Source organism: Flavobacterium sp. B330r, from assembly GCF_056824325.1.
On record NZ_CP124860.1, the window covers coordinates 5663271 to 5686897 of the forward strand.

Here is a 23627-nt window from a genome sequence, read left to right on the forward strand (position 1 = left end):
ATTACGGTTTCCCGTACTGCAGTGCAGCAACACATAAATACAAAAACATAACAATCTGACAAACAGAATAATACATTAAAATTCAATGCTTTTTTCTTATGCATTAAAATCAAAAAATATCATTTTCAATACTTTTCTATAACATTACTTGCTGATATTGATAAAAACAAAGTCCTAAAATTCATTTAGTTTGTCTTTCTATATTCTCATTTTAATCAAACTGACAATATACTTTTCGATATTTTTCAATCCTAATACTTTTGTTATATTTTTGATAAAACACTAAATAACAATACCTTACATTTCATTGAAGATTTAAAAGCAAAATGCTATAATTGACCCAAAATATATTATTGTGGAATATAAGTTTTTTAATATCGTTTCTTTAAACTTTACAATAGGCAGAAAAGCACTTTTCTTTCTACTTTTTTGCGAGCTAAATATATACTCACAGTATAATAAATCTGGATATACCGATATAGCCAGACAAAGACTATTAGTTCACATTACTTCAGATTATCTTCATACCATCAGTCAAGGACAAATTGATAAAGATAGTGCGGTAAGAGCTTCATGCCGACTTTATAATTTGAGCATCTTACTTCCTTACAATGAAAGCTATAATAATGGCAAAACAACTCCTGCAATTAAACTTCTCGAGCATGATAAAGTAACTCAAGCCAAAAATGTGCTCCCCAACTTAAAAGATGAAAATCGGTTTTTACTGCTGCTTGAACTAAGCAATTATTTCATTTTTAAAACTGGAAAACAAAAAGCAGATCTTGACCAAGCCGAAAAATATCTGGAAGAAGTTTTACGGCAGAAAAACTGGGATAAATGGAAAATTGGCGCCATGATGCTAAAAGCCAATCTTCTTAATCAAAGAGGCAATTCAGACGAAAGTCAAAAATTATATTTAGAAATTGAAAAACGCTGCAAACAATCTGGAAATAATCTGGATTTAGCCAGAGCATTTTTAGAAGCTGGAAAAACACTACAATATGGCAACCCGCAAAGATTGGTTTATTTTCAAAAAGCACTTTCTATATTTCAAAATCTGAAAGAAAAGGAAAAGGAAATAGAAACCTTATCGCAGATAAACATTGAATATTTTATTGCCAGACGTTTTGATGACTCGCAGAAACTGATTTATAAAATAGTACAGCTTCAAAAAGAAATAAAACACCATCATAATCAATATGCTTTTGATGTACTATCCTATTTATCGTATCGAAAAGGAGATTTAGTCAAGGCTCTGTATTACTCCAATAAAAGCATTGAAAGTATTCAATCAAAAGAAGATTCTATATTTAAAGGTTTGTTTTTCTTAAGAAGAGGACAGTTATATCAACATTCTAAAAAAAATCAAGAAGCACTTTTCTGGTACTCTAAAGCTTTGGAAAATAAAACCAAAGAAACCCAACTTTACTGGTATAAAGCATTTTTATCTAAAGCTTGGGTTCTAAATGAATTGCACCGAAACAGCGAAGCTTTAGCTCTGCTGAAAAAAACAGCAAGCGAATTTCCTCCTGTTACCGATTTTGAAAAGATGCACTTTGCCTTCATACTAGGGCAAACCTATGTTAGTTTAAAAAAAATGGACTTAGCAGAAAAAAACTATTCTGTTTTTCAAAACATAGCCCAAAATTATCCCCTCCAATATGTTCATGATGAATTTCCTGCTGCCTTTTTTCAAATCGCTTCTTTTTACCAAAATATAGGTAAAAACGATAAAGCGAGACAACTGCTTAAAAATGGCATTTCGCATACTTTTGAAATAGGAGTTGCAGAAAAAAGCCAGTATTACTACAATCTTTTTAAAATTGATTCTACCGAAAAAAAATACAATGACGCTATTAAAAATCTGCTTTTAAGTCAAAAGTATAAAGACTCTGCTTTCAATAAAGAACAGCAAAAAAAGTTTGCAGAACTATTGGTAAAATATGAAGCAGATAAGAAAGACAAAAACATTAAACTGCTGCATACTCAAAATCAGCTGCAGCTCATTAAGTCTCGCGAAACAGAAAGAGAAAAGAACATTCTTCTTATAGGCTCGCTGCTATTAATTGTCATTGTGTTTCTTTTACTATACAGCTATAGTATTAAACAAAAAAACAACCGCAAACTTGAAGCCAACCAACGTGAATTGGACCAAAAAAATAGTTTTCTGGAAAGCTTAAACCACGAACAGCAAAAACTATTAAAAGAAAAAGAATGGCTTATTAAAGAAGTGCATCATCGAGTAAAAAATAATCTGCAAATGGTGACAAGCCTTCTCAACTCACAATCAGCCTATCTTAAAGACAGCGATGCTAAAATGGCGGTTAAGGACAGTCTTCGTCGAATGCAGGCTGTGTCAATGATTCATCAGAAATTGTATCATGATGACAATATTTCGACTATTGCTATGCCTCAATATATAGATGAATTGGTTCATTATTTACATGAAAGTTTTGATAATGAAAATCAGATTGTTTTTAAAAAGAATATCGAAGCAATTAATCTTCATGTTTCACAAGCAATCCCACTCGGGTTAATCATTACCGAAAGTGTTGTAAACGCCATAAAATATGCCTTCTTAGAAAAACAAAACGGAATAATAGAAATCAGTCTGTTTCATGAAGACAAAGAGAATATTGTTCTTAAAATAACAGATAATGGAATAGGTCTACCTGATTTCACCAACAAAACCGATACTAATTCTCTGGGACTTAATCTCATAAAAGGCCTTTCAAAACAATTAAAAGGCAGTTTTAGCATCGAAAATAATAACGGCGTACATATAATAATTAAATTTATATATCTAAATAATTGATTTACAATGAACAACAAGGTTTTAATTGTAGAAGATGAATTTATAGTCGCAAATGACCTGCAGCTAATATTAAAACAAGCCGGCTATATGGTGACTGGAATTGCTGTTTCGGCTGAAGAGGCATACGAACATATTGCAAAAAATAAACCTGATCTTGTATTATTGGATATTTATTTGGAAGGCAAACAATCTGGAATTGATATAGCAAAAAAATTAAAAGCCGAAAACATTGCTTTTGTTTATCTTTCTGCCAACTCCAATCAAACCATACTTGAAGAAGCAAAACGAACAGATCCTTACGGTTTTCTTGTAAAACCATTTCGAGAAAAAGATTTACTGATTACTTTAGAAATTGCTACATACAGACATAAAAACAGCATAGAATCTCGCTCCAGACAAGAAAAACTTTTACAAGAAAAGCTAAATACAATAAGCCAGCAGACGCTTCAATATGAAGATTATCTAAGTGAAACTGCACGATTATTACAAGCTTTTATCCCTTACGACCTTATTGTTTTCGAAGTAAAAAACTCCAATCAAAAAAAATGCACTGCTTATTTACGGATAGGTTTTGACGAATATCAATTCATAAGTGAAAGACAATTAGAAAACATCACGAATTCAAAAAGTAGTTCATCTTTTACCGAAATCAATTATCTGGAAAATGAACCCGTTATTTATGAAACGGATCATTTTAATCCAAAATTATCTTTCATAAAAAATCATTTTAGAGCAGAATCTTTTCTTGTATTTCCCTTTCCATTAAATGACCAATTGAGCGTTCAATTTATATGCTGCAGCAAAAAGAAAAAAATCTATTCGCAATATCATATTGACTTACTGACAAGTGCAAAAAAGCATTTCAAAGACCTTATGAATCACGTTACAAATCGACAGAAGGTGCTGAGAGAGAACACGAAAGATAATTTTGAACAAACCGTTTCTAATCATTTTAGTGGTATTATCGGGAAACATCCTCTTTTGCTGGATACTCTTGATCTTATTGCGCAAGTTGCTCCTTACAGCACATCGGTTCTTATACTTGGAGAAAGCGGAACAGGGAAAGAAAAAGCGGCTCAGTCCATTCATAATCTATCCATGCGAAAAGAGGGGCCTTTTATAAAAGTGAATTGTGCTGCCATATCTCCAACTTTAATAGAATCTGAATTATTTGGTTATGAAAAAGGGGCTTTTACAGGTGCAGTAGAAAGCAGAAAAGGAAAATTTGAACTGGCCGATGGCGGAACGATTTTTCTGGATGAAATTGGTGAATTATCAAATGAAATGCAGATTCGATTATTGCGCGTTTTACAGGAAAAAGAAATCGATTCTGTGGGAGGAAATACAGCTAGAAAAGTAGATATACGAATTGTGGCCGCAACAAACCGAAATCTCGAAAAAGAAGTAGCAACGGGCAATTTTAGAATGGATCTTTACTATCGTCTAAATGTATTCCCTATTACCATGCCAGCCTTACGCGAGCGCAAAACCGATATTCCGGAATTAGCTAATTATTTTGCAGAGAAATTCTCTCGAGAATTCAATAAAAATTTTAATGGTATCAGTCCAAAAATGATGCAGCAAATGAATGACTATGACTGGCCAGGAAATATTCGCGAACTAGAAAATTTTATCGAGAGGTCGGTTATATTAAATAACGGAAAATCTGAATTAGATCTCAATCTGAATTCTTCTTCTCCAAATTCAGAATCACTTATTAAAGAAGATGCTCAGACTTTGGAAGATGTAAAAATTGCACAGCAGCAAATAGAACGTGATTACATCATTTCTATTTTAAAAAAAGTAAAAGGCAGAATACGCGGAACAGCTGGCGCGGCTTCAATGCTTAATATTAAACCTACAACGCTAGAATCAAAAATAAGTAAACTATCCATTAAAAAAGAAGATTACTCAAACTAAAGATTATTCCAATTTTATCGTAACTAATTTGCATTCCTCCGAAATCTTCGTAGAAATATAAAACTTAGATTTTCTAATATTTAAACAATAAAATTTAAATAAAACAGTAACAGCAGTAGTTAAGATTTCATTTCAGTTCATTTTTCTGTTTCATAAAATTATTGGCATGCTCTTGGTCATTTCTTATAGCATATTGATATCTAAATACTTATTCACCAAAATATTGTATTGTCTATGGATCAGCTACGAAATCATATCGAAGAAATTACCCCCATAAGCGATGAAGAGTTTGCTTACATCAAAACTTTTTTTACCAAAAAGAAAATAAAAAAACACCAGTATTTAATTCAAAGTGGAGACAAAGTACAATGTGAATATTGGATTATAAAAGGTACTCTTAGAGCATTTTACATTAATAAAGATGGCAAGGAGCATATTCTTCAGTTTGCCATAAAAAATTGGTGGATATCAGATTATAACGCTTATTTCAATCAAACGGAATCTGCCATAAATATTGTCTGTATGGAAGATGCCGAAATATTATGTCTGACACTTTACGCAAGAGAAAAACTGGCTTCTGAACTTCATAAAATGGAGCATTTTTTTAGAATGAAATTAACTCTGCTTTACTCTTCGCAGCAAAAAAGGATTATTTCTCTATTATCAGACAATCCAAAAGAGCGTTATGAAAAGTTCGCCAGTTACTATCCAAACATTTTGCAGAAAATACCAAAAAAATACATCGCAGAATATCTTGGTGTCTGTCGGGAAACACTAAGCAGGCTTTATCTCAATAACTAACTCTGGAAGAGTTTAATATCTATAGCCAAAAATCAAATCCAGATCAAAAAGCTCCGAAGGAGCGAAATATGTCGCTCCTTCGGAGCTCTTCATCACACTACATATATCTTTCTATAAATATTCCGTCCCTCCGGGACTTTGTAATAATCTTGAAATATAGACAATGGTTTCAACCATTGGGACGTAATAATAATTAACCAAAACTAAATACCGAAATTAAAAAGCTTCGGAGGAGCAACATATTTATAGCTAAAAATTAAATCGAAAAAATAAAAGAGCTCCAGAGGAGCGACATATTTCCACTCCTCCGTAGCTCCTCTTCAAATGACAAATATCTATCTATAAATATTTCGTCCCGCTGGGACTTTTTTTAATTCTCCTTATTTACTAAAAACTTCAATCCTTCACAATCAAATATCCATTCTTAAACAAAGTCAATGATTTGGAAAGAATGACCGATATACTTTTGCCTTGTTTTTAAATGCAAAGTGATCGTAATCACACTTTTAAAGTGATTTGAATCAACTTCTAGCGAATATTCAAAATAGAAATTTGTATAAGAGATAACTGAAATATTAAAAAGAAGAAACATGAAAACAATACCATATAATTCAATTACACAAAAAGTCTTAATAGTCGCACTGTGTGCCTTTATAACTATTACAGCCAGTGTTAAAGCTAAAAATTCTGAAAGCATGAAAAAGAAAATTTTATTCGTGGTCACCAATCATGAAAAAAAGGGAAATACGGGAGAGAAAACAGGTTTTTATCTTTCTGAAGTAACGCATCCGTGGGATGTGCTAACAAGTGCAGGATACGAAGTTGATTTTGTTAGTCCGAAAGGAGGCAAGGCACCTGTAGAAGGATTCAATTTAAGCGATTCGACAAACAAGAAATTTTGGCTTAATACAAAATACAGACAAAAAATAGAAAACACAATGAAACCAGACACGATTGATCCTAACGAATATGCGGCCATACATTTTGCTGGCGGTCACGGCGCGATGTGGGATTTGCCAAACAATAAACAGCTGACCGCAATAGCTTCCAAAATTTATAAAAATAACGGAATCATTAGCGCAGTATCTCACGGTTCTGCAGGTCTTTTAAATATTAAACTAGATGACAAATATCTTGTAGATGGCAAAAAAATCAATGCTTTTACGAATGAAGAAGAAACCGCTGTAAAACTGGATAAAGCCGCACCTTTTTTATTAGAATCTAAACTTATAGAAAGAGGAGCCATTTTCGAAAAATCGGGTTTATGGCAAACACATGTAACGATCGATCAGCGTTTGGTTACAGGACAGAATCCACAGTCAGCAAAAGCAGTTGGCGAAGCACTTTTAGAACAGTTAACAGCTTCTGAAACCATCGCGAAATTAACAATGTATGAAGTCCCAGAGAATGCCTCAGAACCATTTCGAAAAGCATTGAAAGATTATGTAACAGCTTCGCTTTCATCTAAAGAAAATATTATGGCAGAAGCTTTTTACGAACAAGAAAAACCGAATATTTTATGGCTAATTGAAAGATGGAACGGAAAAAAACAGTTGGAAGATTTCAGCAAAAAAACACAAGCAAAAGCATTGCAATCTTTAACTGAAAAATCCTTAAAAACTGCACCTAAAATCTATTATGTAAAAGATCTCGAACCTTTAACCAAAGAACAATGGCGAAAAACTTCCAAAAAAGAAGACAATCAGCTTGTGATTATGTTATTTGTTGATGGTAAAAAAGGAACAGAACAGCATTTTAAAGATACTTATCATGTTGCGATGTCACAATTTCGCAGTGAACCTGGAGTCGTAACCTATCAGCTTTCGGAAATTGAAGGAGATCAAACGCAGTTTGTGACCTATGAAAAATTCAGAAGCAATGATGCTTTTCAGTATCACCTCAACTTCCCTCCAATTAAACCCGTAATCGAATATTTGGAAACCAACATCAAGAAACCACCTTTTCAAAACGGACTGCACAATCTTATAGAATTTGCTCCGCTGACAAGAGAATAAAAAAGAAAATCAGTAGTAATAGTTAAAATAAAAAATCATGAAAAAATTAAGACAAATTATGACAGCAAGTTTATTAAGCGCCGTTGCATTAGCCGATGCACAAGCACAAGATATCGATCACAAATTAGACGTGATTAACCAATTGACAACACCGTCTCATGTTTCTGTAATGCCTGTTTCTTCGCTGTTGAATGCGCCTGGAAACGAAGCTATGAGAGCCTTCTTTTTTACTCCTGTAAAAGACAAAACAGTTTTAAAAGGCAAAAAAATCGCAGTGCTCGTTGCAGACGGTTTTGAAGAAATAGAATTGACAGGACCTGTTTGGTATTTTAAGGAATTGGGCGCACAGGTTGATATTGTGTCACCAAAATACAATCCTGCTCCTGCCAGATACGGATTAAGCAGTCCTGAAATGGCAAAAACGCACGTTATGGCTATTCAATATTTACAGCCAGTTGGCTGGATAAAATTTGACCGAACAGCAGATCAAATTAAAGTAAGCGATTACGATGCTGTATTTATTCCAGGAGGTGCATGGAATCCCGATAACCTTCGCTACGACAAAGACGTTATCAAATTCATTCAGGATTTTAATAAATCAGGAAAATTGATTGCTGCCATTTGTCACGCACCGGTTGTATTGGCTTCGGCTGATATTTTAAAAGGGAGAAAATTGACGGGATATTGGAACATTCAAATCGACCTTAAAAATGCTGGAGGAATTGTTTCTGATCAGCCAGTAGTTATTGATGCCAACATAATAACAAGCAGACATCCGATTGATGTAGCTGATTTTTCGAAAGCAGTTGAAAGCTGGTTAGTTAAGAAAAAGTAATTCGATACATTACTGCTGAATTAAATATAACGGGAGATAAAATTTTGTCTTCCGTTATCATTTATTTTAACGAATCACTTACCGATCATTCTTTTACGAAGTCTGCTTAGAGATTCTGGCTTAATACCAATGTAAGAGGAAAGCTGATTCTGCGAGACCATCTGAAAAAGATAAGGTTCTTTTTTTAAAATGGTTTTGTAGCGTTCTTCGGGAGTTTGAAAATGAAGCATTTCTTCTCTTTCGATAATGATTAAATAAGCATATTCGGCTATTAATCTTCCAAATTTGGACCAATTGGGCGAACTATGGTATAAGTTTTCTACCTGTTCATATTCTAAAGCAATCACTTTCGAATCTTCCATCGCTCTGCAATAGTATTGAGCAGTTCTCTGCGTAATGAAACTGGCGAAATCTACCAGAAAATCATCTGGTTTTGCAAATCGGCAATTGATTTCGTTTCCTTTATAATCCACATAAAACATTCTAAAAAAGCCACTTTCTATAAAGTAGATATGACGACAGATTTCTCCCTGTTGCAAAAGGTCGGTCTCTTTTGGCACTTCCCTCCTTTCGATGATAGGAAGCATCAAATCATACTCTTCATCAGACATTGGGACAAATGATGTTATAACGTTTTTAAGTGCATCCATAGCAATAAGTTAAGAGAAATAACTTCTCTAAAATTAGATTTTATTCTGCTAAATACAAAATGCTTTCTTTTTAAATCTAGAAGATTCGTTCTTAACCAAAGTCAACGATATTCGTCAAGTACCCGCTCTACCTTTGTCATTTAAATAAATTGAAAATCAAACAATTAAAAAACATTTCATTAAAAAAACAATCTATTACTAATCATTAAAAAAACGTAATCATGAAAACTAAATTTAACATCGACGCTAAAGCACACAATCCAAAATTAGGATTCAAAATTCACTTTCTAGTTTTCCTATTGGCCACTCCAATAATCTTTCTTATTTGGTATTTAACAGACACTACTTATCCTTGGCCGCTTTGGTCTACCTCTGCTTGGGCAGTTGGAGTTCTTTTTCACTATTTAGGTGTATTTGTATAAAAAAAAAATAGAATCTAATCTCGATAATCATGGAAACAAATACAACATTCAGACGCATCGTAACCGGACATAACGCACAAGGAAAAGCCATTATAGTTTCTGATGAAGCTCTAGCAAGAACTTTTATGGTTGGCGGACCAAATGGAGCTAAATTTCATGAGGTTTGGAATACGAAACAAACTCCTGCCCTGATCGACAGCATATCTAGAGATCCAGAAGAAAACGGACTTATACTAGGCCCTCCAAAACAAGGAACAAGAATACGAGTGATCGATTTTCCGCCTGAAAGCGATGAAATTCGAAATCTTACGCAAGAACAGGCTTTAGAACATTTTAAAACCATGAGCGGCGAACACGCTTCAAAAGCCGGCGTAAACGCACCTCATCCTTTAATGCATAAAACCGAAACTATTGATTACGGAATTGTTCTGGATGGCGAATTAACCTTAATTGTAGATGAAGGCGAAACAACGGCAAAAACAGGAGATATTATTGTACAAAGAGGTACCAATCATGCTTGGAGCAATCGATCTGGAAAAGTCTGCCGCGTCGTTTTCGTATTAATCGATGGACAATTTGAAGAAAATCTTCGCTAAATCTAATAACCATTATCATGCGAGTAAATCCTACAAATCCAGAAACTATGAACGCCGAAGTTCGCTATGTTCATGACGAAGTTGTAAGACTTATCACAACAAGCCAAGGTCCAGTTTCGATGCTGAATAACGAAGGCGCTTTGACAGGTCCGTTTCCGCCCATGCTTGCTTTCCCGCAATTTGGAATTCCTGCTTTAAGCTTTGTGCGTTCCTTAGACAATCATGCAACACTTTCTAAAAAAGTTCGCGAAGTGGCAATTCTTACCGTTGGAGCATCATTTGGTTCCCGTTTTGAACTTTATGCCCACGAAATTATGGCTAAACATTTTGGCTTTTCAGCAGAAGCAGTTGCATCGTTGGCATCAGGAATTCGACCAAATGAATTAAATCAGGAAGAAGCTATTGCTTATGAAATCGCTTCTGTATTAGCCAAAGGAAGAATCGTTCCCGACGCTTCTTATACTCTTGCCAAAGAAATTTTAGGACAAGATGCAGTTGCCGAACTTATCTTTTTAGTGGGAGCTTATACTTTGCTTGCAACTGTTTTAAATGGTTTTGATGTTCTTTCCTAACTAAAAAAAGACATCTAATTTTAATAAAAAATAATACAATGAAAATTTTAAAAACAATGAAAAAATCAAAAATGAATTCTCAAACTCCCTTAAAATCAATATCAAAACTATTCTTGCTATTGTTTACTTCCTTCGCCAGCGCATCTTGTTCAAGTGATGATAATGCCATAAAAAAATCCCCAGTTGTATTGGTACATGGCGCATGGCAAGCATCGTACGTATGGGACCAAACCGAAAAGGATTTAAAAGCCGCGGGGTACAATGTCACGGTGGTAAAACTTCCTGGACATGGAGACGATACAACTCCTGCTTATCAGGTTTCTTTTCAGGCTTATGTAGATGAAGTCAAGAAAGCAATTAACTCCTATAGCGAACCTGTAATTTTAATTGGTCATAGTTTAGGCGGAGCCGTAATTACTCAGACTGCTGCAGAAGTTCCTCAAAAAATCAAAAAACTGATTTATGTTGCTGGTTTTATTCCGCAAAACGGAAAAAGCGTTTTGGACTATTCAAAAATGGATACGGCTTCACTTTTGCCAGCATCATTAAAATTGTCAGATGACCAAACTTTAGCAGGAATCGTAAATCCAGAAGTGAATCTTCCAAAAATATTTGCTCAGGATGCAACAGATGTGCAAAAACAATTTCTTGTTTCAAAATACAAAGCAGAACCGACAATTCCTCTTGGAACGCCTTTAAATTATAAAACAGAGGATTATAATGCTGGAGGAAAAAAATATTACATCTTTACAACAGCAGACAATACGATTACTTATAGTTTTCAGCAGAAAATGGCAAAAGAAGCCGGAATCACCAATACGTATACGATAAATTCTGGGCATAGTCCGTTTATATCAAAATCCGATGAACTTACTAAACTCATAAAAGATATTTTATCGAAGTAAATTTTAAAATACTAAAAAGGGCTGTTTCAAAAGGATAGCTCTTTTTGGCTTGTTGGCACAAAAAAATCATTGCTAACACCTTAACCTCAACAAAACATAAACGACTGATATAAAACAAATTAAACTTTAAACTTACTCTATAAATCTTCATTAAAAAAGAATACCTTTACTTGTAATAATTGTTTCCATAATTGCCTTAGACTGATTCAAAAAGAAATTTACCCTTTAACTAATTTCTATCGTATTTATATGAAAACCAATTTTATCAGAATCCTGATTTTATTACTTCCATTAAGTATATTAGGGCAAACTCAAAAAAAAGAAATCAACCAGCAGCTTCAGACTTGGGTTTCTATTAATACGGTTACCAAATTTGCAGAACATTGGGGTGTGATTGGCGATTTTCATATCAGGCGGAATGATTTTGTCGCCGATCCGAGTTTTTATTTTATAAGAGGAGGTATCAGCTATATTCCAAATTCAAATATTTCCTTGAATCTAGGATATGCGCATATGTGGCTTGCTCCGTCAAATCCAGACTGGAATAATTTTTCTGATGAAAACAGAATTTATCAGCAGGCACAGTTAAATACAAAATTTGGAAATGTAAGCATCTTGCAGCGCTTGCGAAATGAACAGCGCTGGCAAGAAAAAATGGTCAACGATAAACCCAGTGGCGATTGGCGTTTTACCAATAGAATTCGTTATCTGATGAGTTTTACTTTTCGAATCTCCGATAAGAAATCTTGGCCTCAAATGGTTCTTTCAGATGAAATTTTGCTGCATTTTGGAGAAGAAGTCGTTTACAATACTTTTGATCAAAACCGCTTTTTTATCGGAATTAGAAAAAATATTAATCCGAAATGGAGTTACGATTTTGGCTATATGAATGTATACCAGCAAAAATACTCTGGCTATCAATATGACATGAATCACACCATAAGATTGTTTTTTTATTTGAGTACCAGCATCAGGAAAAAAGCGCCTTCTGAGATTGAGAATTCGGGCGATGAGTAAATTTATTTTTTAAATTAAAGTACTGTTAAATCTGAAAGATTCAAAAAACTCAAAAGCTCTTTTCTCAGCATAAGAATACTCCGAATCACGAAGCGGAAAAGCACAATGTCCACCGTATTTCGGTGTTTCTAGATAAACAAACGCACTGTCTTTGGCAATCGTTCTCGGGTAACATCTTTCGCCCAGAAAAGGGTCATCTAGCGAATTAATAATTAAAACTGGAGTTGTAATGTTTTTAAGAGAAAACTCTGGAGAAACACGCTCGTAATAATCATCACGACTTGCAAAACCATGAAGCGGCGCCGTAAAATATTGATCAACTTCATCAAAAGTAGAAATATTATCTATTTGATCACGGTTGATAAAATCAGGAAATTGAGCCGCTTTGTATTTCAGTTTCTTTTTAATATCAATGGTAAAATTCTTCAAATAAACTCTGTTAAAACCTTGCTTAAGCACCTCTGCACTTGTGGCAATATGAGTGGGCACCGAAATTGAAACGGCTGCTTTTATGCGCTCATCTATTTTTGTCCATCCCAAATAATTTAGAAGCTGAACGCCTCCCATTGAATATCCTATCAGATAAATATCTTCAAATCCTTTTTTCAAAGCAAACTGAACCACTTCGTCCAAATCATCAACTGCACCGTGATGATACAGCCTTGGAAGACGATTCATTTCTCCGCCACAAGTACGATTATTCCAAGCAAAAACCGAAAAACCTTTCTGCTTAAAATAGGCCGCACAGCTGTTATTATAGGTTCTGCGCGAATCGCCTTCTAAACCGTGGCATAAAATAACGGCCTTTTTTGAGCCATTTAAAATATAATCGATATTGATAAAATCTCCGTCATTCAATTCATGCTTTTCTCTTGTATATTCGGGCACTTCAAATTTCTTAATCAGTGCAGCATAAATGGTAGAAACATGCCTGTTGCGATGCATAATAGAAGGGGAATTATATTCTGATTGTTCAATTAGTGGCATAACAAAGAATTTTGTGGTACTTAATACAAAGCTAAGAAATCATTCTATATGTAAATTAATTCGTTCTTTCTATTTTATCTTTTTTGATAATTCTCAAAAAAACACATCCAAAAAAATTGAAAAAAAGTTATTTCTAAATCTATAACACAAAACTGTAAAAACTATTGCCTATTTTTAAAGTATAAGATTTTCCAGCGAATGTTTGTTATTTCAAAATGCCACAAATTAATTTAAAAATAAACTGCTGTTAATTTTTAAAAACAGTTTAATCTTGTAGCACATTAGAAGGAAAACAAATTGTTAAATGTTCTAGAACACTGCGCTTGTCGCGTCATCTCTAGCTTGAATGTTTACTTTATTTGTATATTTGTTAAATCGATTTCTAAAAACAAAATCCCTCTAATGTTTGAACTCTTACCGGTAGATCCAAAAACAATATTTCTACTTTACTTTTGGGGCAATCTGTTTACCTGCATTCTTATTTTTAGTTTTTCATTTTCATATGCCACTAGCGATAACAGAAAAACTTTAAAATGGTTTGGCTTGGGCAAATTAATACTTACACTTGCTTGGGTAATGGCGCTTTTGCGAAATATTATTCCTGATTTTGCGTCTATTAACATTGCCAATTCTATGATTCTTGGCGCTTGTTGCTTTGAGACGATGGCTATGCTTTCACTTATTAAAACGCATGCAAAAAAGCATTATCGTTTTCAAATAGCCATTACGGCAGCATCCATAGTATTCTTTAATATTTCCACGATTTTTGACGCATCGATGAATACTCGTGTCATAATTGGTGGTATTTGCATATTTTTCATCTATTTATTGCCAACCATTACTTATTTTACAGAAAAGGAAAAAAGCTTTTTTAAGACTTTTTATGTTTTGTGTTACATGGCATTTGAAATTCTAATTGTAATACGAATTGTTCATAGATATTTATCTCCTCAAGATCTTATTATTTCCAATGACACCTTCGATAGCTTATACAGCATTTGCCTATTTTTATTGACTTTAATTGGCATTGTAGGCTTTTTACTTTTGGTAAAAGAAAAGCAGGATCATAAAATTAAAAAGCTTTTAAACGATAAGAATCAGTTCTTTTCTATTATTTCTCACGATTTAAGGGGGCCTTTAGGGTCTTCTGTTTCTCTTTCTGAAATTTTATTGGAGAATATCGAACAATACAGTCGAGAAGAAATTAAAGAAATTTCAGAGCTCCTGCACGACTCGAATAAGAACATTTATAAACTACTTGAGAACCTTTTAGATTGGTCTAGAGTACAAACTGGAATGATTGCCTTTAATCCTAAAAATGTGCTTTTAAATGCCTTGATTGAGGAGAATATAGAACTAAGCCGAAATGTGGCTTTAAATAAAAACATCAACATCGCGTTTGAATCGGCTTACCTTGTTGAAGCAGAAGTTGATAAAAACATGATTAGTACCATCTTGCGAAATTTACTAAGCAATGCAATTAAATTTACAGACAAGAACGGTGACATTAAAGTCAAACTAGTGCAAACAAATCAAAAAGTAGAAATTTCTATTACAGATAACGGAATCGGAGTTCCGGACTACATCAAAGAAAAATTATTCAAAATTAACGGAAAGGTTCTACAAAAAGGAACGGAAAACGAACTCGGCAGCGGACTCGGATTATTGCTTTGTAAAGAGTTTGTAAGCATTCATCAAGGAACAATTTGGGTAGAAAGCGAACAAGGGAAAGGAAGTACATTTCAGTTTACACTTCCGATAAAGGTGGTTTAAATTCTAATACTCAAATTCCAAATTCCAAATTCCAATCCTAACCGAATAAAATGAAAAAATCCAAATCCCAGTTTGAATTGGAATTTGGATTTTTTATTATTGGTATTTTATAAATGTTTAGTCTAAAACAAAACTTACGCTAACATTTGCTGTAATTTCGATTTCGCCAATTGCAAGAGTTTCGTTTGAAGCTCCCATTGAGTCTGCTTCTTTCATTCTCATAGCCGCAGCATACATTGGCTGTGGACGATAGATTTGAGAGTTGTCTGAAATTGTAAAAGCTTTACCCACTTTTTGTCCTAAAACAGACACATATTCTTCCGCTTTTGTTTTAGCATCTTTCATCGCTAATTTTCTAGCTTCAGACTCGTATTGTGCTAATTTAGAGGTTTCAAAAGAAACTTTGTCGATTCTATTAATTCCTTGCTGAACCAAACCTTCCATTAACTCATCGTATTTAGCTAAATCTTTCACTACGATTTCTACTGTTTGTGTAGCATTATAAGAAGTTTTCTTTTTCTCATAATCGTACTGCGGATTAAGAGCTACTTGTTTTGTTTTGAAATCTGCTGTTGGGATATTCATTTTTTTAATGAATTTTAAAACAGCATCCATCTTTTCGTCATTTTGTTTTTTAACGTCTTTAGCATTATTCCCTTTTGTTTCAACCGAAGCTGAAATACAAACCTGATCAGGTGCTACTTTTACTTTTCCTTCTCCATTAACATTAATTAGTGGTACTTGTTTGATTTCTTGGCCGTAAGACATAGTCATAAACATGATTGTTAAAAATAATACTAGTTTTTTCATTTTTGTTAAATTTTAATATTTAAAAAAGACATTTCAAAAGTTATGCCAGCATTACAATTTTCCCAATTTTGCCATTCCAAAAAGTATCAAAATCGGAATCGCAAGAAGAATAACCATTAGGGTATGGTCTGTAAGAAGTGATGGCATTTTGATCAAAGTAATCAAATATCCTCCTATAGCACCTCCAAAGTGTGCTGTGTGGCCAATATTGTCATTTTTGGCTTTCATTCCGTAAATAGAGTATAATAAATACACAATTCCGAAAATATAAGCCGGCATCGGAATCACAAAAAATATTCCGAGCATCATGTCGGGCTGCAATAGTATTGCGGAATATAAAACTCCCGTGACAGCGCCAGAAGCACCAACGGCACGATAGCTATAATCATTCTTATGAAATAGCATGGTTAGAAGACTTCCAAAAATTAAACTCCCAAAATAAACCAATATAAAAGAGAAATTACCAAGCCAGTTTAAAACTACAGGAGCAAAGAAATACAAAGTCAGCATATTAAAAATCAAATGCATCATGTCTACATGCAAAAAACCAGAAGACAGCATTCTAATTTGTTCTCCTGAACGAATGCTTCCGACATGAAATTCGTATTTTCTAAAAAAATAAAGATCGTTAAAACCTTTGTAACTAATAACAACGTTCGCAATGATAATCGCTATTAAAATAATATTCATAAGTAATAAGTATTGTGAATTATGATTTGTAAATATAATCATTCTTAAAGATAAGTTAGCAAGAATGCAAAATAGCAGTCGATAATCATTTTTAATTTATCTTTGCCAAAAAAAATTACATGCAGTTTCTTGTCTATATTTTAGCCTACCCATTACTTTGGCTTATCTCTATACTTCCTTTTCCTATATTTTACCTATTTTCAGATTTTGTCTGTTTTTTGGTTTATAGAGTTATTGGATATCGTAAAAAAGTGGTTCGCGAAAATCTTGCGCTTACTTTACCTCATTTGAGCGATGCCGAGAGAAAAGTTATAGAAAAGAAATTCTACAAGCATATGTGCGATATGTTTTTGGAAATGATTAAAACCATGAGCATGTCTCCTGAAGAAATGGAAAGAAGATTTCATGTCACTAATATTGATCTGGTTCGTGATTATGCTAAAAGAGGAAAAAGCGTGATTCTTGTGGCTTCGCATTATGCAAGTTATGAATGGCTTTTAACAATTAATCCCAAACTTGGATTTCAAGGAGTTGCTGTTTATAAGAAACTGGCTAATCCATATTTTGATAAATTGGTTCGAAAAATCCGTTCTAAATACAATACCGAGATGATCGAAACCCGAAAAGCAATTCCAACAATGGCAAAGAACCAACGTGAAGGTGTTTTAAGTCTGTATGGTTTAGCAAGCGACCAATCGCCAAAAATGGAAAGGATTTTTCATTCGATGAAATTTATGGGAGTTGAAGTTCCTGTGCACACAGGCGCCGAAACATTAGCAAAAAAATATGATTTGGCAGTTCTATTTGTAGAAGTTAAAAAAGTTAGAAGAGGGTATTATGAAGCTACATTTATTCCTCTTGCAGATAATCCGAAAGATTTTGAAAACTTTAAAATTACAGAGATGTATTTAAAAGAAGTCGAAAAACAGATTCTAGAAGCGCCAGAATTTTATTTGTGGACGCACAAAAGATGGAAACACCGTATTGAATAATCCAAAATAGAAAAAGCCTCTTTCGAAAGTTTCAAAAGAGGCTTTTTTATGTAATAAACCTAAAATCTTAGATTCCAGCAATTACTTTAATTTCATCAATAATTCGAAGTGCTAATTTATCTGCAGCATCTTGAGAAGGCGCTTCAGTATAAATACGAATAATTGGCTCTGTGTTTGATTTTCTTAAATGAACCCATTCTGTAGCAAAATCAATTTTTACACCGTCAATTGTCGAGATATCTTCGTTTTTATATTTTTCTGTCATTTGAGATAAAATCGCATCAACATCTATTTGCGGTGTCAATTCGATTTTATTTTTACTCATGTAGTATTCTGGATAAGAAGCTCTCAAAGCAGAAACTGGCATTTTTTTGTTTGCTAAATGCGTTAAAAACAAAGCAACTCCTACCAGACTATCACGTCCGTAGTGCAATTCAGGATAGATGATTCCACCGTTACCTTCACCACCAATTATTGCGTTATTTTTCTTCATTAATTCAACTACATTCACCTCTCCTACTGCACTTGCTTCGTAGCTTCCGCCGTGTGCTTTAGTAACATCTCTTAAAGCGCGAGAAGATGACATATTAGAAACGGTATTTCCTGGAGTTTTGCTCAAAACATAATCTGCACAAGCCACTAATGTATATTCTTCTCCAAACATTTCTCCGTCTTCGCTAATAAAAGCCAAACGATCAACATCTGGATCTACTACGATACCAAAATCAGCTTTTTCTTTTACAACAAGCTCAGAAATATCAGTTAAATGTTCTTTTAATGGTTCTGGGTTATGAGGAAAATGTCCGTTTGGTTCGCAGTATAATTCTACCACTTCAACGCCCATTAATTTTAGCAATTTCGGAATGATGATTCCTCCAGATGAATTTACACCATCTACAACCACTTTAAATTTAGCCTCTTTAACCACTTCAATATCAACCAATGGCAAGTTTAAAACTTCATCGATATGAATATCCATATACGCATCATTAGAAATAACTTCACCTAAACTATCCACATCAGAAAAGTCGAAAGCTTCAGCTTCAGCAATTTCAAGAATTTTTGCACCGTCAGCGCCACTTAAAAATTCTCCTTTTGCATTTAATAATTTCAAAGCATTCCATTGTTTTGGATTGTGAGATGCTGTTAAAATAATTCCTCCGTCAGCCTTTTCTAAAGGAACCGCCACTTCAACAGTTGGCGTTGTAGAAAGTCCAAGATCGATAACATCGATTCCTAAACCAATTAAAGTATTCACTACTAAATTATGAATCATTGGTCCAGAAATTCTTGCGTCGCGGCCAATTACAACTGTCAATTTATCTTTAGCAATATTATTTTTTAAGAAAGTTCCGTACGCCGAGGCAAATTTCACTGCATCAACAGGAGTTAGATTGTCTCCCACTTTTCCTCCGATCGTTCCACGGATTCCAGAAATAGATTTTATTAGAGTCATTTTTGTGAGTTAGGGTTATTTTTTTACAAATATAAAAAAGTTACCGAGTTACTAAGGCGCTAAGTCTCTAAGAATTTAAATTTAATCTATAAGAAACTACTTATTTCTCGTTATTTTTATAACAAAATGATTTAAAAAAGTTTTTATACATTTACTAAAATAACTCAGAATCTTAGTCTCTAAGGTTCTTGGCAACTTTCAAAAAAATGAATTTCTTAGCCCACATATACCTTTCTGGAGAAAATGATCTGATTAAAATAGGGAATTTTATGGCTGACGGAATTCGCGGAAAACAATTTGAACATTTTCCTGAAGATGTGCAAAAAGGAATTTTACTGCACCGATTCATAGATACCTATACCGATTCTCACGATATTTTTAGAACCAGCACCAAACGTCTTCATGACAGATACCATCATTATGCCGGCGTAATTGTCGATATTGTTTATGATCATTTTTTGGCCAAAAACTGGACAAAATATTCGGATGAGGAATTGGAACTTTTTGTAAAACGATTTTATCATTCTTTGCATGATAATTACGAGATTTTAACCGAAAAAACACAAGGTTTAATGCCATACATGATCGAAAGAAACTGGTTGGTAAGTTATCGTACAACAGAAGGAATTCAGCATATTTTGACGCAAATGGACAGAAGGTCGAAAAACATTTCTCAAATGCAATTTGCTGTTGAAGAACTTATTGCGTTTTATGATGAATTTGAAGAAGAATTTACCCTTTTCTTTGAAGAAATGAGAGTAAAAGCCAAAGAAAAACTCCTTTCTCTCTAGCCCAATTTAATTTTATTGCACATGAAAAAAATTACACTTTTAATCGCCCTTTTATATTTAAATAGCAGCAACGCACAAGAAGCTCTTCCAAAACCAACAGGATTGGTTGTTACAAAAGCAATGGTCGTTTCTGCTCGTGAAGAAGCTTCAAAAATTGGTGCCGACATTATGAAAAAAGGAGGAAATGCTTTTGATGCGATGGTCGGGACAGAATTGGCTCTTGCAGTTGCTTTTCCGTTTGCAGGAAATATAGGCGGTGGCGGATTTATGGTTTACAGAAAAGCAAATGGTGAAGTGGGTTCGTTGGATTATCGAGAAAAAGCACCACTTGCTGCCACAAAAGATATGTTTTTGGATAGTGAAGGAAATGTTATAAAAGGAAAAAGCACACAAACAGCTCTTGCTATTGGTGTTCCTGGAACTATTGCAGGCGTTTTTGCCGTACATAAAAAATATGGAACAATGCCTATTTCTAAAATTCTAGAGCCTGTTATCGCTTTAGCAGAAAGAGGTGTTGTAGTAACCAAAAAGCAAGAGAAAAGTATAAAAGATTATCATGAAAGCATTGTAAAAATTAACGGCGAAAATTCACTTGTATCAGGCAATTTCAAAGAAAATGACACGATCAAATACTTAGCTTTAGCCAAAACTTTAAAAAGAATTCAGAAAAAAGGAAGAAATGAATTCTACAAAGGCGAAACTGCAAAAATCTTAGTCAATTATCTTCAGAAAAAAGGCGGTATTATCACGATGCAAGATTTAGCCAAATATGAGGCAAAATGGAGAAAGCCGCTTCAGTTTACTTATAAAGATTTGAAAATCATCTCAATGTCTCCTCCAAGCAGTGGCGGAATTTGTCTGGCGCAAATCTTAAAAATGCTTGAGCCTTACGATTTAGCAAAAATGGGACATAATTCTCCCGACGCTATTCAGGTTATTGTTGAAGCCGAAAGAAGAGCCTATGCAGACAGAAGTTACTTTTTAGGCGATCCTGATTTTGTAAAAATTCCGATGAAAGAATTGTTAGACGCAAACTATCTGCGCGAAAGAATGGCAAGTTTTAATCCTGAAAAAGCAACTTTGTCTACCGAAATTAAAGAAGGAAAAGTAAATTATGCCGAAAGCACAGAAACTACACATTACTCTATTGTAGACCAATTCGGAAACGCAATTGCAGCTACAACCACTTTAAATGATGGTTATGGTTCTAAATATTACTGTGACGAATTAGGTTTCTTTTTGAATAATGAAATGGATGATTTTAGTGCCAAACCTGGATCTCCAAATATGTTTGGTTTGGTTGGAAATGAAGCCAACAGCATTGCACCGCAAAAACGCATGTTAAGCTCTATGACCCCAACAATTGTAGAAAAAGACGGAAAACTTTTTATGGTTGTGGGAACTCCAGGTGGTTCTACCATTATTACTTCTGTTTTGCAAACGATTTTAAATGTTTACGAATACAAATTAAGCATGCAGGAAGCGGTAAATGCTCCACGTTTTCATCATCAATGGCTACCCGATTTAATCACTTTCGAACCTAATACTTTTGAAACGAAAACTATAGAAAAACTAAAAGCTAAGAGTTACATTATCAACGAAAAGCCAACTCCAATTATCGGAAAAGTAGATGCCATTTTGGTCTTACCTGACAATAGATTAGAAGGAGGAGCAGATTTTAGAGGAGACGACACAGCGGTTGGTTTTTAAAGTGATTCTTGATTTTATTTTTTTTAAACAAGATTAAAATCTAATTTTGTAAGATCGATAATTTTTAAAACATAATGATAAAAAAATATTTCAGACGACTTGAAAGTATAATTGCTTTGGCTCAATCTTTAATGACACCAAAACAATTTCTTTTTTTATCCAGTGTATTAACAGGAATCTCGTGCGCGTTTGCGGTAATTGTTCTTAAAACATTTGCACACAGCGTTTTTTCTTTTGCAACTTACATCAACGGGATTCTAAAATTGAGTTTCATCAATAGTATTTTGCCTATTATTGGTATTACACTAACGGTTTTTGTTGTAAATAAAGTTCTTAACGGAAGTATTCAGAAAGGAACTTCACAAATACTTTATGCGGTTGCCAAAAAAGCCAGTATTATTCCGAAAAAGCAGATGTATGCCCAGATTGTTACTAGTTCGTTAACGGTTGGTTTAGGAGGTTCTGCTGGTTTAGAGAGTCCGATTGTGATAACAGGAGCCGCTTTTGGCTCTAATTTTGCCCAAAACTATAAGTTACAATACAAAGACAGGACATTGTTAATTGGCTGTGGCGTTGCGGCCGGAATTGCTGCCGCATTTAACGCACCAATAGCCGGAGTTCTTTTTGCGATCGAAGTTTTATTGGTAGATGTTAGTATTTCTGCCTTTACGCCAATTATGATTTCTGCTGCGACAGGCGCATTGGTTTCTGCGATTGTTCTGGACGAAAGCATTTTATTAAGCTTCAAAAAACAAGAAACATTCGATTATCATAATATTCCATTCTATGTTCTCTTAGGCGTTCTTACGGGATTGGTCGCTATTTATTACTCTAGAAATTTCCAGAAAGTAGAGCATTATTTTGCCAAACAGCAAATTAATCCATACAAAAAAGCTTTGATTGGTTCATCGTTATTAGCGTTACTAATTTTTATTTTTCCAACACTATTTGGTGAAGGTTACGAAAGTATTAAAACATTATCTGATGCAGATCCGGGACTTTTATTAGATAATACTTTGTTTGCAGATTTCAGAAACAATCAATGGGTTTTACTTTTATTTGTTGGGGCAACAGCAATGGTTAAAGTTTTTGCTTCGGGACTAACTCTTGGAAGCGGTGGAAATGGAGGAAACTTTGCTCCTTCTCTTTTTCTAGGATCATATTTAGGCTATTTCTTTTCTAAATTGGTTACGATGATTGGCTTATCTAAACTTCCTATCAGTAATTTTACAATGGTCGGAATGGCCGGAATTTTGAGCGGTTTATTTCATGCTCCGCTTACGGCTATTTTCTTAATCGCAGAAATTACAGGAGGTTACGGATTAATGATTCCGCTTATGATTGTCTCTTCAATCAGTTTTGCTATTTCTAAGCGTTACGAAAAATATTCGCTTGACGTAAAAGGATTAGCTAAAAAAGGACATGCTTTTACAAGTAATAAAGATTCTAATATTCTATCCACTTTAGAAATTGACACGATCATTCAGTGCGATTACCTAACCGTTCATCCAGACGAAAACCTAAGTAAATTAGTAGACCTGATTTCACACTCTAATCAAGTTGTTTTTGCGGTTGTAAACAATGATAAAGATCTGGTTGGAGTGGTTCATTTTAATGATATTCGCGAAATTATATTTAACTCTTATCGTGTAAAATATACTTTCATTAGAGATGTAATGAAAGCACCTTCTGCCACAATTTCTACACTCGACAGCATGGAAATTGTAATGCGCAAATTTGAAACCTCAAAATCTGCTTTTCTTCCTGTTTTAAGAGATGGAAAATATCACGGATTCATTTCAAAATCGATAGCACTTGAAGCATATAGAACAAAACTTCGTTCTATGACAATTGAATAGCCTTAACATCG

At 34.0% G+C, this 23627-nt stretch carries 20 protein-coding genes; 15 read left to right on the top strand and 5 right to left on the bottom strand.

The window, feature by feature from the left end; translation table 11 throughout:
• Positions 1–355 precede the first annotated feature (355 nt).
• From QLQ95_RS24565 to QLQ95_RS24585, 5 genes are all read left to right on the top strand, one after another.
• Positions 356–2815, top strand: a complete 2460-nt coding sequence (locus QLQ95_RS24565; RefSeq protein ID WP_482502077.1) for a tetratricopeptide repeat-containing sensor histidine kinase — start codon at positions 356–358, stop codon at positions 2813–2815.
• A gap of 6 nt (positions 2816–2821) precedes the next feature.
• Positions 2822–4735 carry a sigma 54-interacting transcriptional regulator gene (locus QLQ95_RS24570; protein ID WP_482502079.1) on the top strand — a complete coding sequence of 638 codons (1914 nt, stop codon included), beginning with the start codon at positions 2822–2824 and terminating at the stop codon, positions 4733–4735.
• A gap of 234 nt (positions 4736–4969) precedes the next feature.
• On the top strand, positions 4970–5536 hold the full coding sequence (locus QLQ95_RS24575; protein WP_482502081.1) for a Crp/Fnr family transcriptional regulator: 567 nt from the start codon (positions 4970–4972) through the stop codon (positions 5534–5536).
• 590 nt (positions 5537–6126) lie between these two features.
• Entirely contained in the window at positions 6127–7551 is a 1425-nt protein-coding gene (locus QLQ95_RS24580) for an antibiotic biosynthesis monooxygenase (RefSeq protein WP_482502083.1), read from the top strand.
• 37 nt (positions 7552–7588) lie between these two features.
• Positions 7589–8386 carry a DJ-1/PfpI/YhbO family deglycase/protease gene (locus QLQ95_RS24585; protein ID WP_482502085.1) on the top strand — a complete coding sequence of 266 codons (798 nt, stop codon included), beginning with the start codon at positions 7589–7591 and terminating at the stop codon, positions 8384–8386.
• A gap of 74 nt (positions 8387–8460) precedes the next feature.
• Here the strand turns inward: QLQ95_RS24585 and QLQ95_RS24590 are convergent, their stop codons facing one another.
• On the bottom strand, positions 8461–9036 hold the full coding sequence (locus QLQ95_RS24590; protein WP_482502087.1) for a Crp/Fnr family transcriptional regulator: 576 nt from the start codon (positions 9034–9036) through the stop codon (positions 8461–8463).
• 221 nt (positions 9037–9257) lie between these two features.
• On the opposite strand from QLQ95_RS24590, the gene QLQ95_RS24595 reads away from it, so the two are divergent.
• From QLQ95_RS24595 to QLQ95_RS24615, 5 genes are all read left to right on the top strand, one after another.
• On the top strand, positions 9258–9458 hold the full coding sequence (locus QLQ95_RS24595; RefSeq protein WP_482502089.1) for a 2TM domain-containing protein: 201 nt from the start codon (positions 9258–9260) through the stop codon (positions 9456–9458).
• A 29-nt stretch (positions 9459–9487) separates the two neighbouring features.
• On the top strand, positions 9488–10054 hold the full coding sequence (locus QLQ95_RS24600) for a cupin domain-containing protein (protein ID WP_482502091.1): 567 nt from the start codon (positions 9488–9490) through the stop codon (positions 10052–10054).
• Positions 10055–10071: 17 nt separating this feature from the next.
• Positions 10072–10626 (top strand): carboxymuconolactone decarboxylase family protein, encoded by a 555-nt coding sequence (locus QLQ95_RS24605; protein ID WP_482502093.1) that lies wholly within the window; start codon positions 10072–10074, stop codon positions 10624–10626.
• Positions 10627–10682: 56 nt separating this feature from the next.
• A complete protein-coding gene (locus QLQ95_RS24610; protein ID WP_482502095.1) occupies positions 10683–11531 on the top strand; it encodes an alpha/beta fold hydrolase in 849 nt (282 codons plus the stop codon).
• A 249-nt stretch (positions 11532–11780) separates the two neighbouring features.
• The gene (locus QLQ95_RS24615; protein WP_482502097.1) at positions 11781–12548 is read left to right on the top strand and encodes a DUF2490 domain-containing protein; all 768 of its coding nucleotides are present in this window, start codon (positions 11781–11783) and stop codon (positions 12546–12548) included.
• A 9-nt stretch (positions 12549–12557) separates the two neighbouring features.
• Here the strand turns inward: QLQ95_RS24615 and QLQ95_RS24620 are convergent, their stop codons facing one another.
• On the bottom strand, positions 12558–13535 hold the full coding sequence (locus QLQ95_RS24620) for a YheT family hydrolase (protein ID WP_095931568.1): 978 nt from the start codon (positions 13533–13535) through the stop codon (positions 12558–12560).
• A 543-nt stretch (positions 13536–14078) separates the two neighbouring features.
• On the opposite strand from QLQ95_RS24620, the gene QLQ95_RS24625 reads away from it, so the two are divergent.
• Positions 14079–15308 carry a sensor histidine kinase gene (locus tag QLQ95_RS24625; protein ID WP_482502099.1) on the top strand — a complete coding sequence of 410 codons (1230 nt, stop codon included), beginning with the start codon at positions 14079–14081 and terminating at the stop codon, positions 15306–15308.
• Between the two features lie 117 nt (positions 15309–15425).
• Here the strand turns inward: QLQ95_RS24625 and QLQ95_RS24630 are convergent, their stop codons facing one another.
• Both QLQ95_RS24630 and QLQ95_RS24635 read right to left on the bottom strand, forming a co-directional pair.
• Positions 15426–16118 carry an SIMPL domain-containing protein gene (locus tag QLQ95_RS24630; protein WP_095931566.1) on the bottom strand — a complete coding sequence of 231 codons (693 nt, stop codon included), beginning with the start codon at positions 16116–16118 and terminating at the stop codon, positions 15426–15428.
• A gap of 51 nt (positions 16119–16169) precedes the next feature.
• Positions 16170–16808, bottom strand: a complete 639-nt coding sequence (locus QLQ95_RS24635; protein WP_095931565.1) for a rhomboid family intramembrane serine protease — start codon at positions 16806–16808, stop codon at positions 16170–16172.
• Between the two features lie 119 nt (positions 16809–16927).
• Between QLQ95_RS24635 and QLQ95_RS24640 the strand changes: the two genes are divergently transcribed.
• Positions 16928–17800, top strand: coding sequence for a lysophospholipid acyltransferase family protein (locus QLQ95_RS24640; RefSeq protein ID WP_320491964.1), 873 nt, complete (start codon positions 16928–16930; stop codon positions 17798–17800).
• 67 nt (positions 17801–17867) lie between these two features.
• On the opposite strand, the gene glmM is transcribed toward QLQ95_RS24640, so the two are convergent.
• The gene (gene glmM, locus QLQ95_RS24645; RefSeq protein WP_095931563.1) at positions 17868–19256 is read right to left on the bottom strand and encodes a phosphoglucosamine mutase; all 1389 of its coding nucleotides are present in this window, start codon (positions 19254–19256) and stop codon (positions 17868–17870) included.
• 206 nt (positions 19257–19462) lie between these two features.
• On the opposite strand from glmM, the gene QLQ95_RS24650 reads away from it, so the two are divergent.
• The 3 genes from QLQ95_RS24650 to QLQ95_RS24660 all read left to right on the top strand — a co-directional run bounded on the left by QLQ95_RS24650 (position 19463) and on the right by QLQ95_RS24660 (position 23616).
• Entirely contained in the window at positions 19463–20047 is a 585-nt protein-coding gene (locus QLQ95_RS24650) for an acyl carrier protein phosphodiesterase (RefSeq protein WP_482502102.1), read from the top strand.
• 21 nt (positions 20048–20068) lie between these two features.
• A complete protein-coding gene (gene ggt / locus QLQ95_RS24655) occupies positions 20069–21757 on the top strand; it encodes a gamma-glutamyltransferase (protein ID WP_095931562.1) in 1689 nt (562 codons plus the stop codon).
• A 74-nt stretch (positions 21758–21831) separates the two neighbouring features.
• Complete coding sequence (locus QLQ95_RS24660) at positions 21832–23616, top strand: chloride channel protein (RefSeq protein ID WP_482502104.1); 1785 nt, start codon at positions 21832–21834, stop codon at positions 23614–23616.
• The last annotated feature ends 11 nt before the right edge of the window (positions 23617–23627 follow it).

Excerpts from the sequence above, each read along its gene's own strand:
- QLQ95_RS24570 (WP_482502079.1), top strand. The coding sequence starts at position 2,822 with ATGAACAACAAGGTTTTAATTGTAGAAGATGAATTTATAGTCGCAAAT.
- QLQ95_RS24575 (WP_482502081.1), top strand. The coding sequence starts at position 4,970 with ATGGATCAGCTACGAAATCATATCGAAGAAATTACCCCCATAAGCGAT.
- QLQ95_RS24580 (WP_482502083.1), top strand. The coding sequence starts at position 6,127 with ATGAAAACAATACCATATAATTCAATTACACAAAAAGTCTTAATAGTC.
- QLQ95_RS24585 (WP_482502085.1), top strand. The coding sequence starts at position 7,589 with ATGAAAAAATTAAGACAAATTATGACAGCAAGTTTATTAAGCGCCGTT.
- QLQ95_RS24590 (WP_482502087.1), bottom strand. The coding sequence starts at position 9,036 with ATGGATGCACTTAAAAACGTTATAACATCATTTGTCCCAATGTCTGAT.
- QLQ95_RS24595 (WP_482502089.1), top strand. The coding sequence starts at position 9,258 with ATGAAAACTAAATTTAACATCGACGCTAAAGCACACAATCCAAAATTA.
- QLQ95_RS24600 (WP_482502091.1), top strand. The coding sequence starts at position 9,488 with ATGGAAACAAATACAACATTCAGACGCATCGTAACCGGACATAACGCA.
- QLQ95_RS24605 (WP_482502093.1), top strand. The coding sequence starts at position 10,072 with ATGCGAGTAAATCCTACAAATCCAGAAACTATGAACGCCGAAGTTCGC.
- QLQ95_RS24610 (WP_482502095.1), top strand. The coding sequence starts at position 10,683 with ATGAAAAAATCAAAAATGAATTCTCAAACTCCCTTAAAATCAATATCA.
- QLQ95_RS24615 (WP_482502097.1), top strand. The coding sequence starts at position 11,781 with ATGAAAACCAATTTTATCAGAATCCTGATTTTATTACTTCCATTAAGT.
- QLQ95_RS24620 (WP_095931568.1), bottom strand. The coding sequence starts at position 13,535 with ATGCCACTAATTGAACAATCAGAATATAATTCCCCTTCTATTATGCAT.
- QLQ95_RS24630 (WP_095931566.1), bottom strand. The coding sequence starts at position 16,118 with ATGAAAAAACTAGTATTATTTTTAACAATCATGTTTATGACTATGTCT.
- QLQ95_RS24635 (WP_095931565.1), bottom strand. The coding sequence starts at position 16,808 with ATGAATATTATTTTAATAGCGATTATCATTGCGAACGTTGTTATTAGT.
- QLQ95_RS24640 (WP_320491964.1), top strand. The coding sequence starts at position 16,928 with ATGCAGTTTCTTGTCTATATTTTAGCCTACCCATTACTTTGGCTTATC.
- glmM (WP_095931563.1), bottom strand. The coding sequence starts at position 19,256 with ATGACTCTAATAAAATCTATTTCTGGAATCCGTGGAACGATCGGAGGA.
- QLQ95_RS24650 (WP_482502102.1), top strand. The coding sequence starts at position 19,463 with ATGAATTTCTTAGCCCACATATACCTTTCTGGAGAAAATGATCTGATT.
- ggt (WP_095931562.1), top strand. The coding sequence starts at position 20,069 with ATGAAAAAAATTACACTTTTAATCGCCCTTTTATATTTAAATAGCAGC.
- QLQ95_RS24660 (WP_482502104.1), top strand. The coding sequence starts at position 21,832 with ATGATAAAAAAATATTTCAGACGACTTGAAAGTATAATTGCTTTGGCT.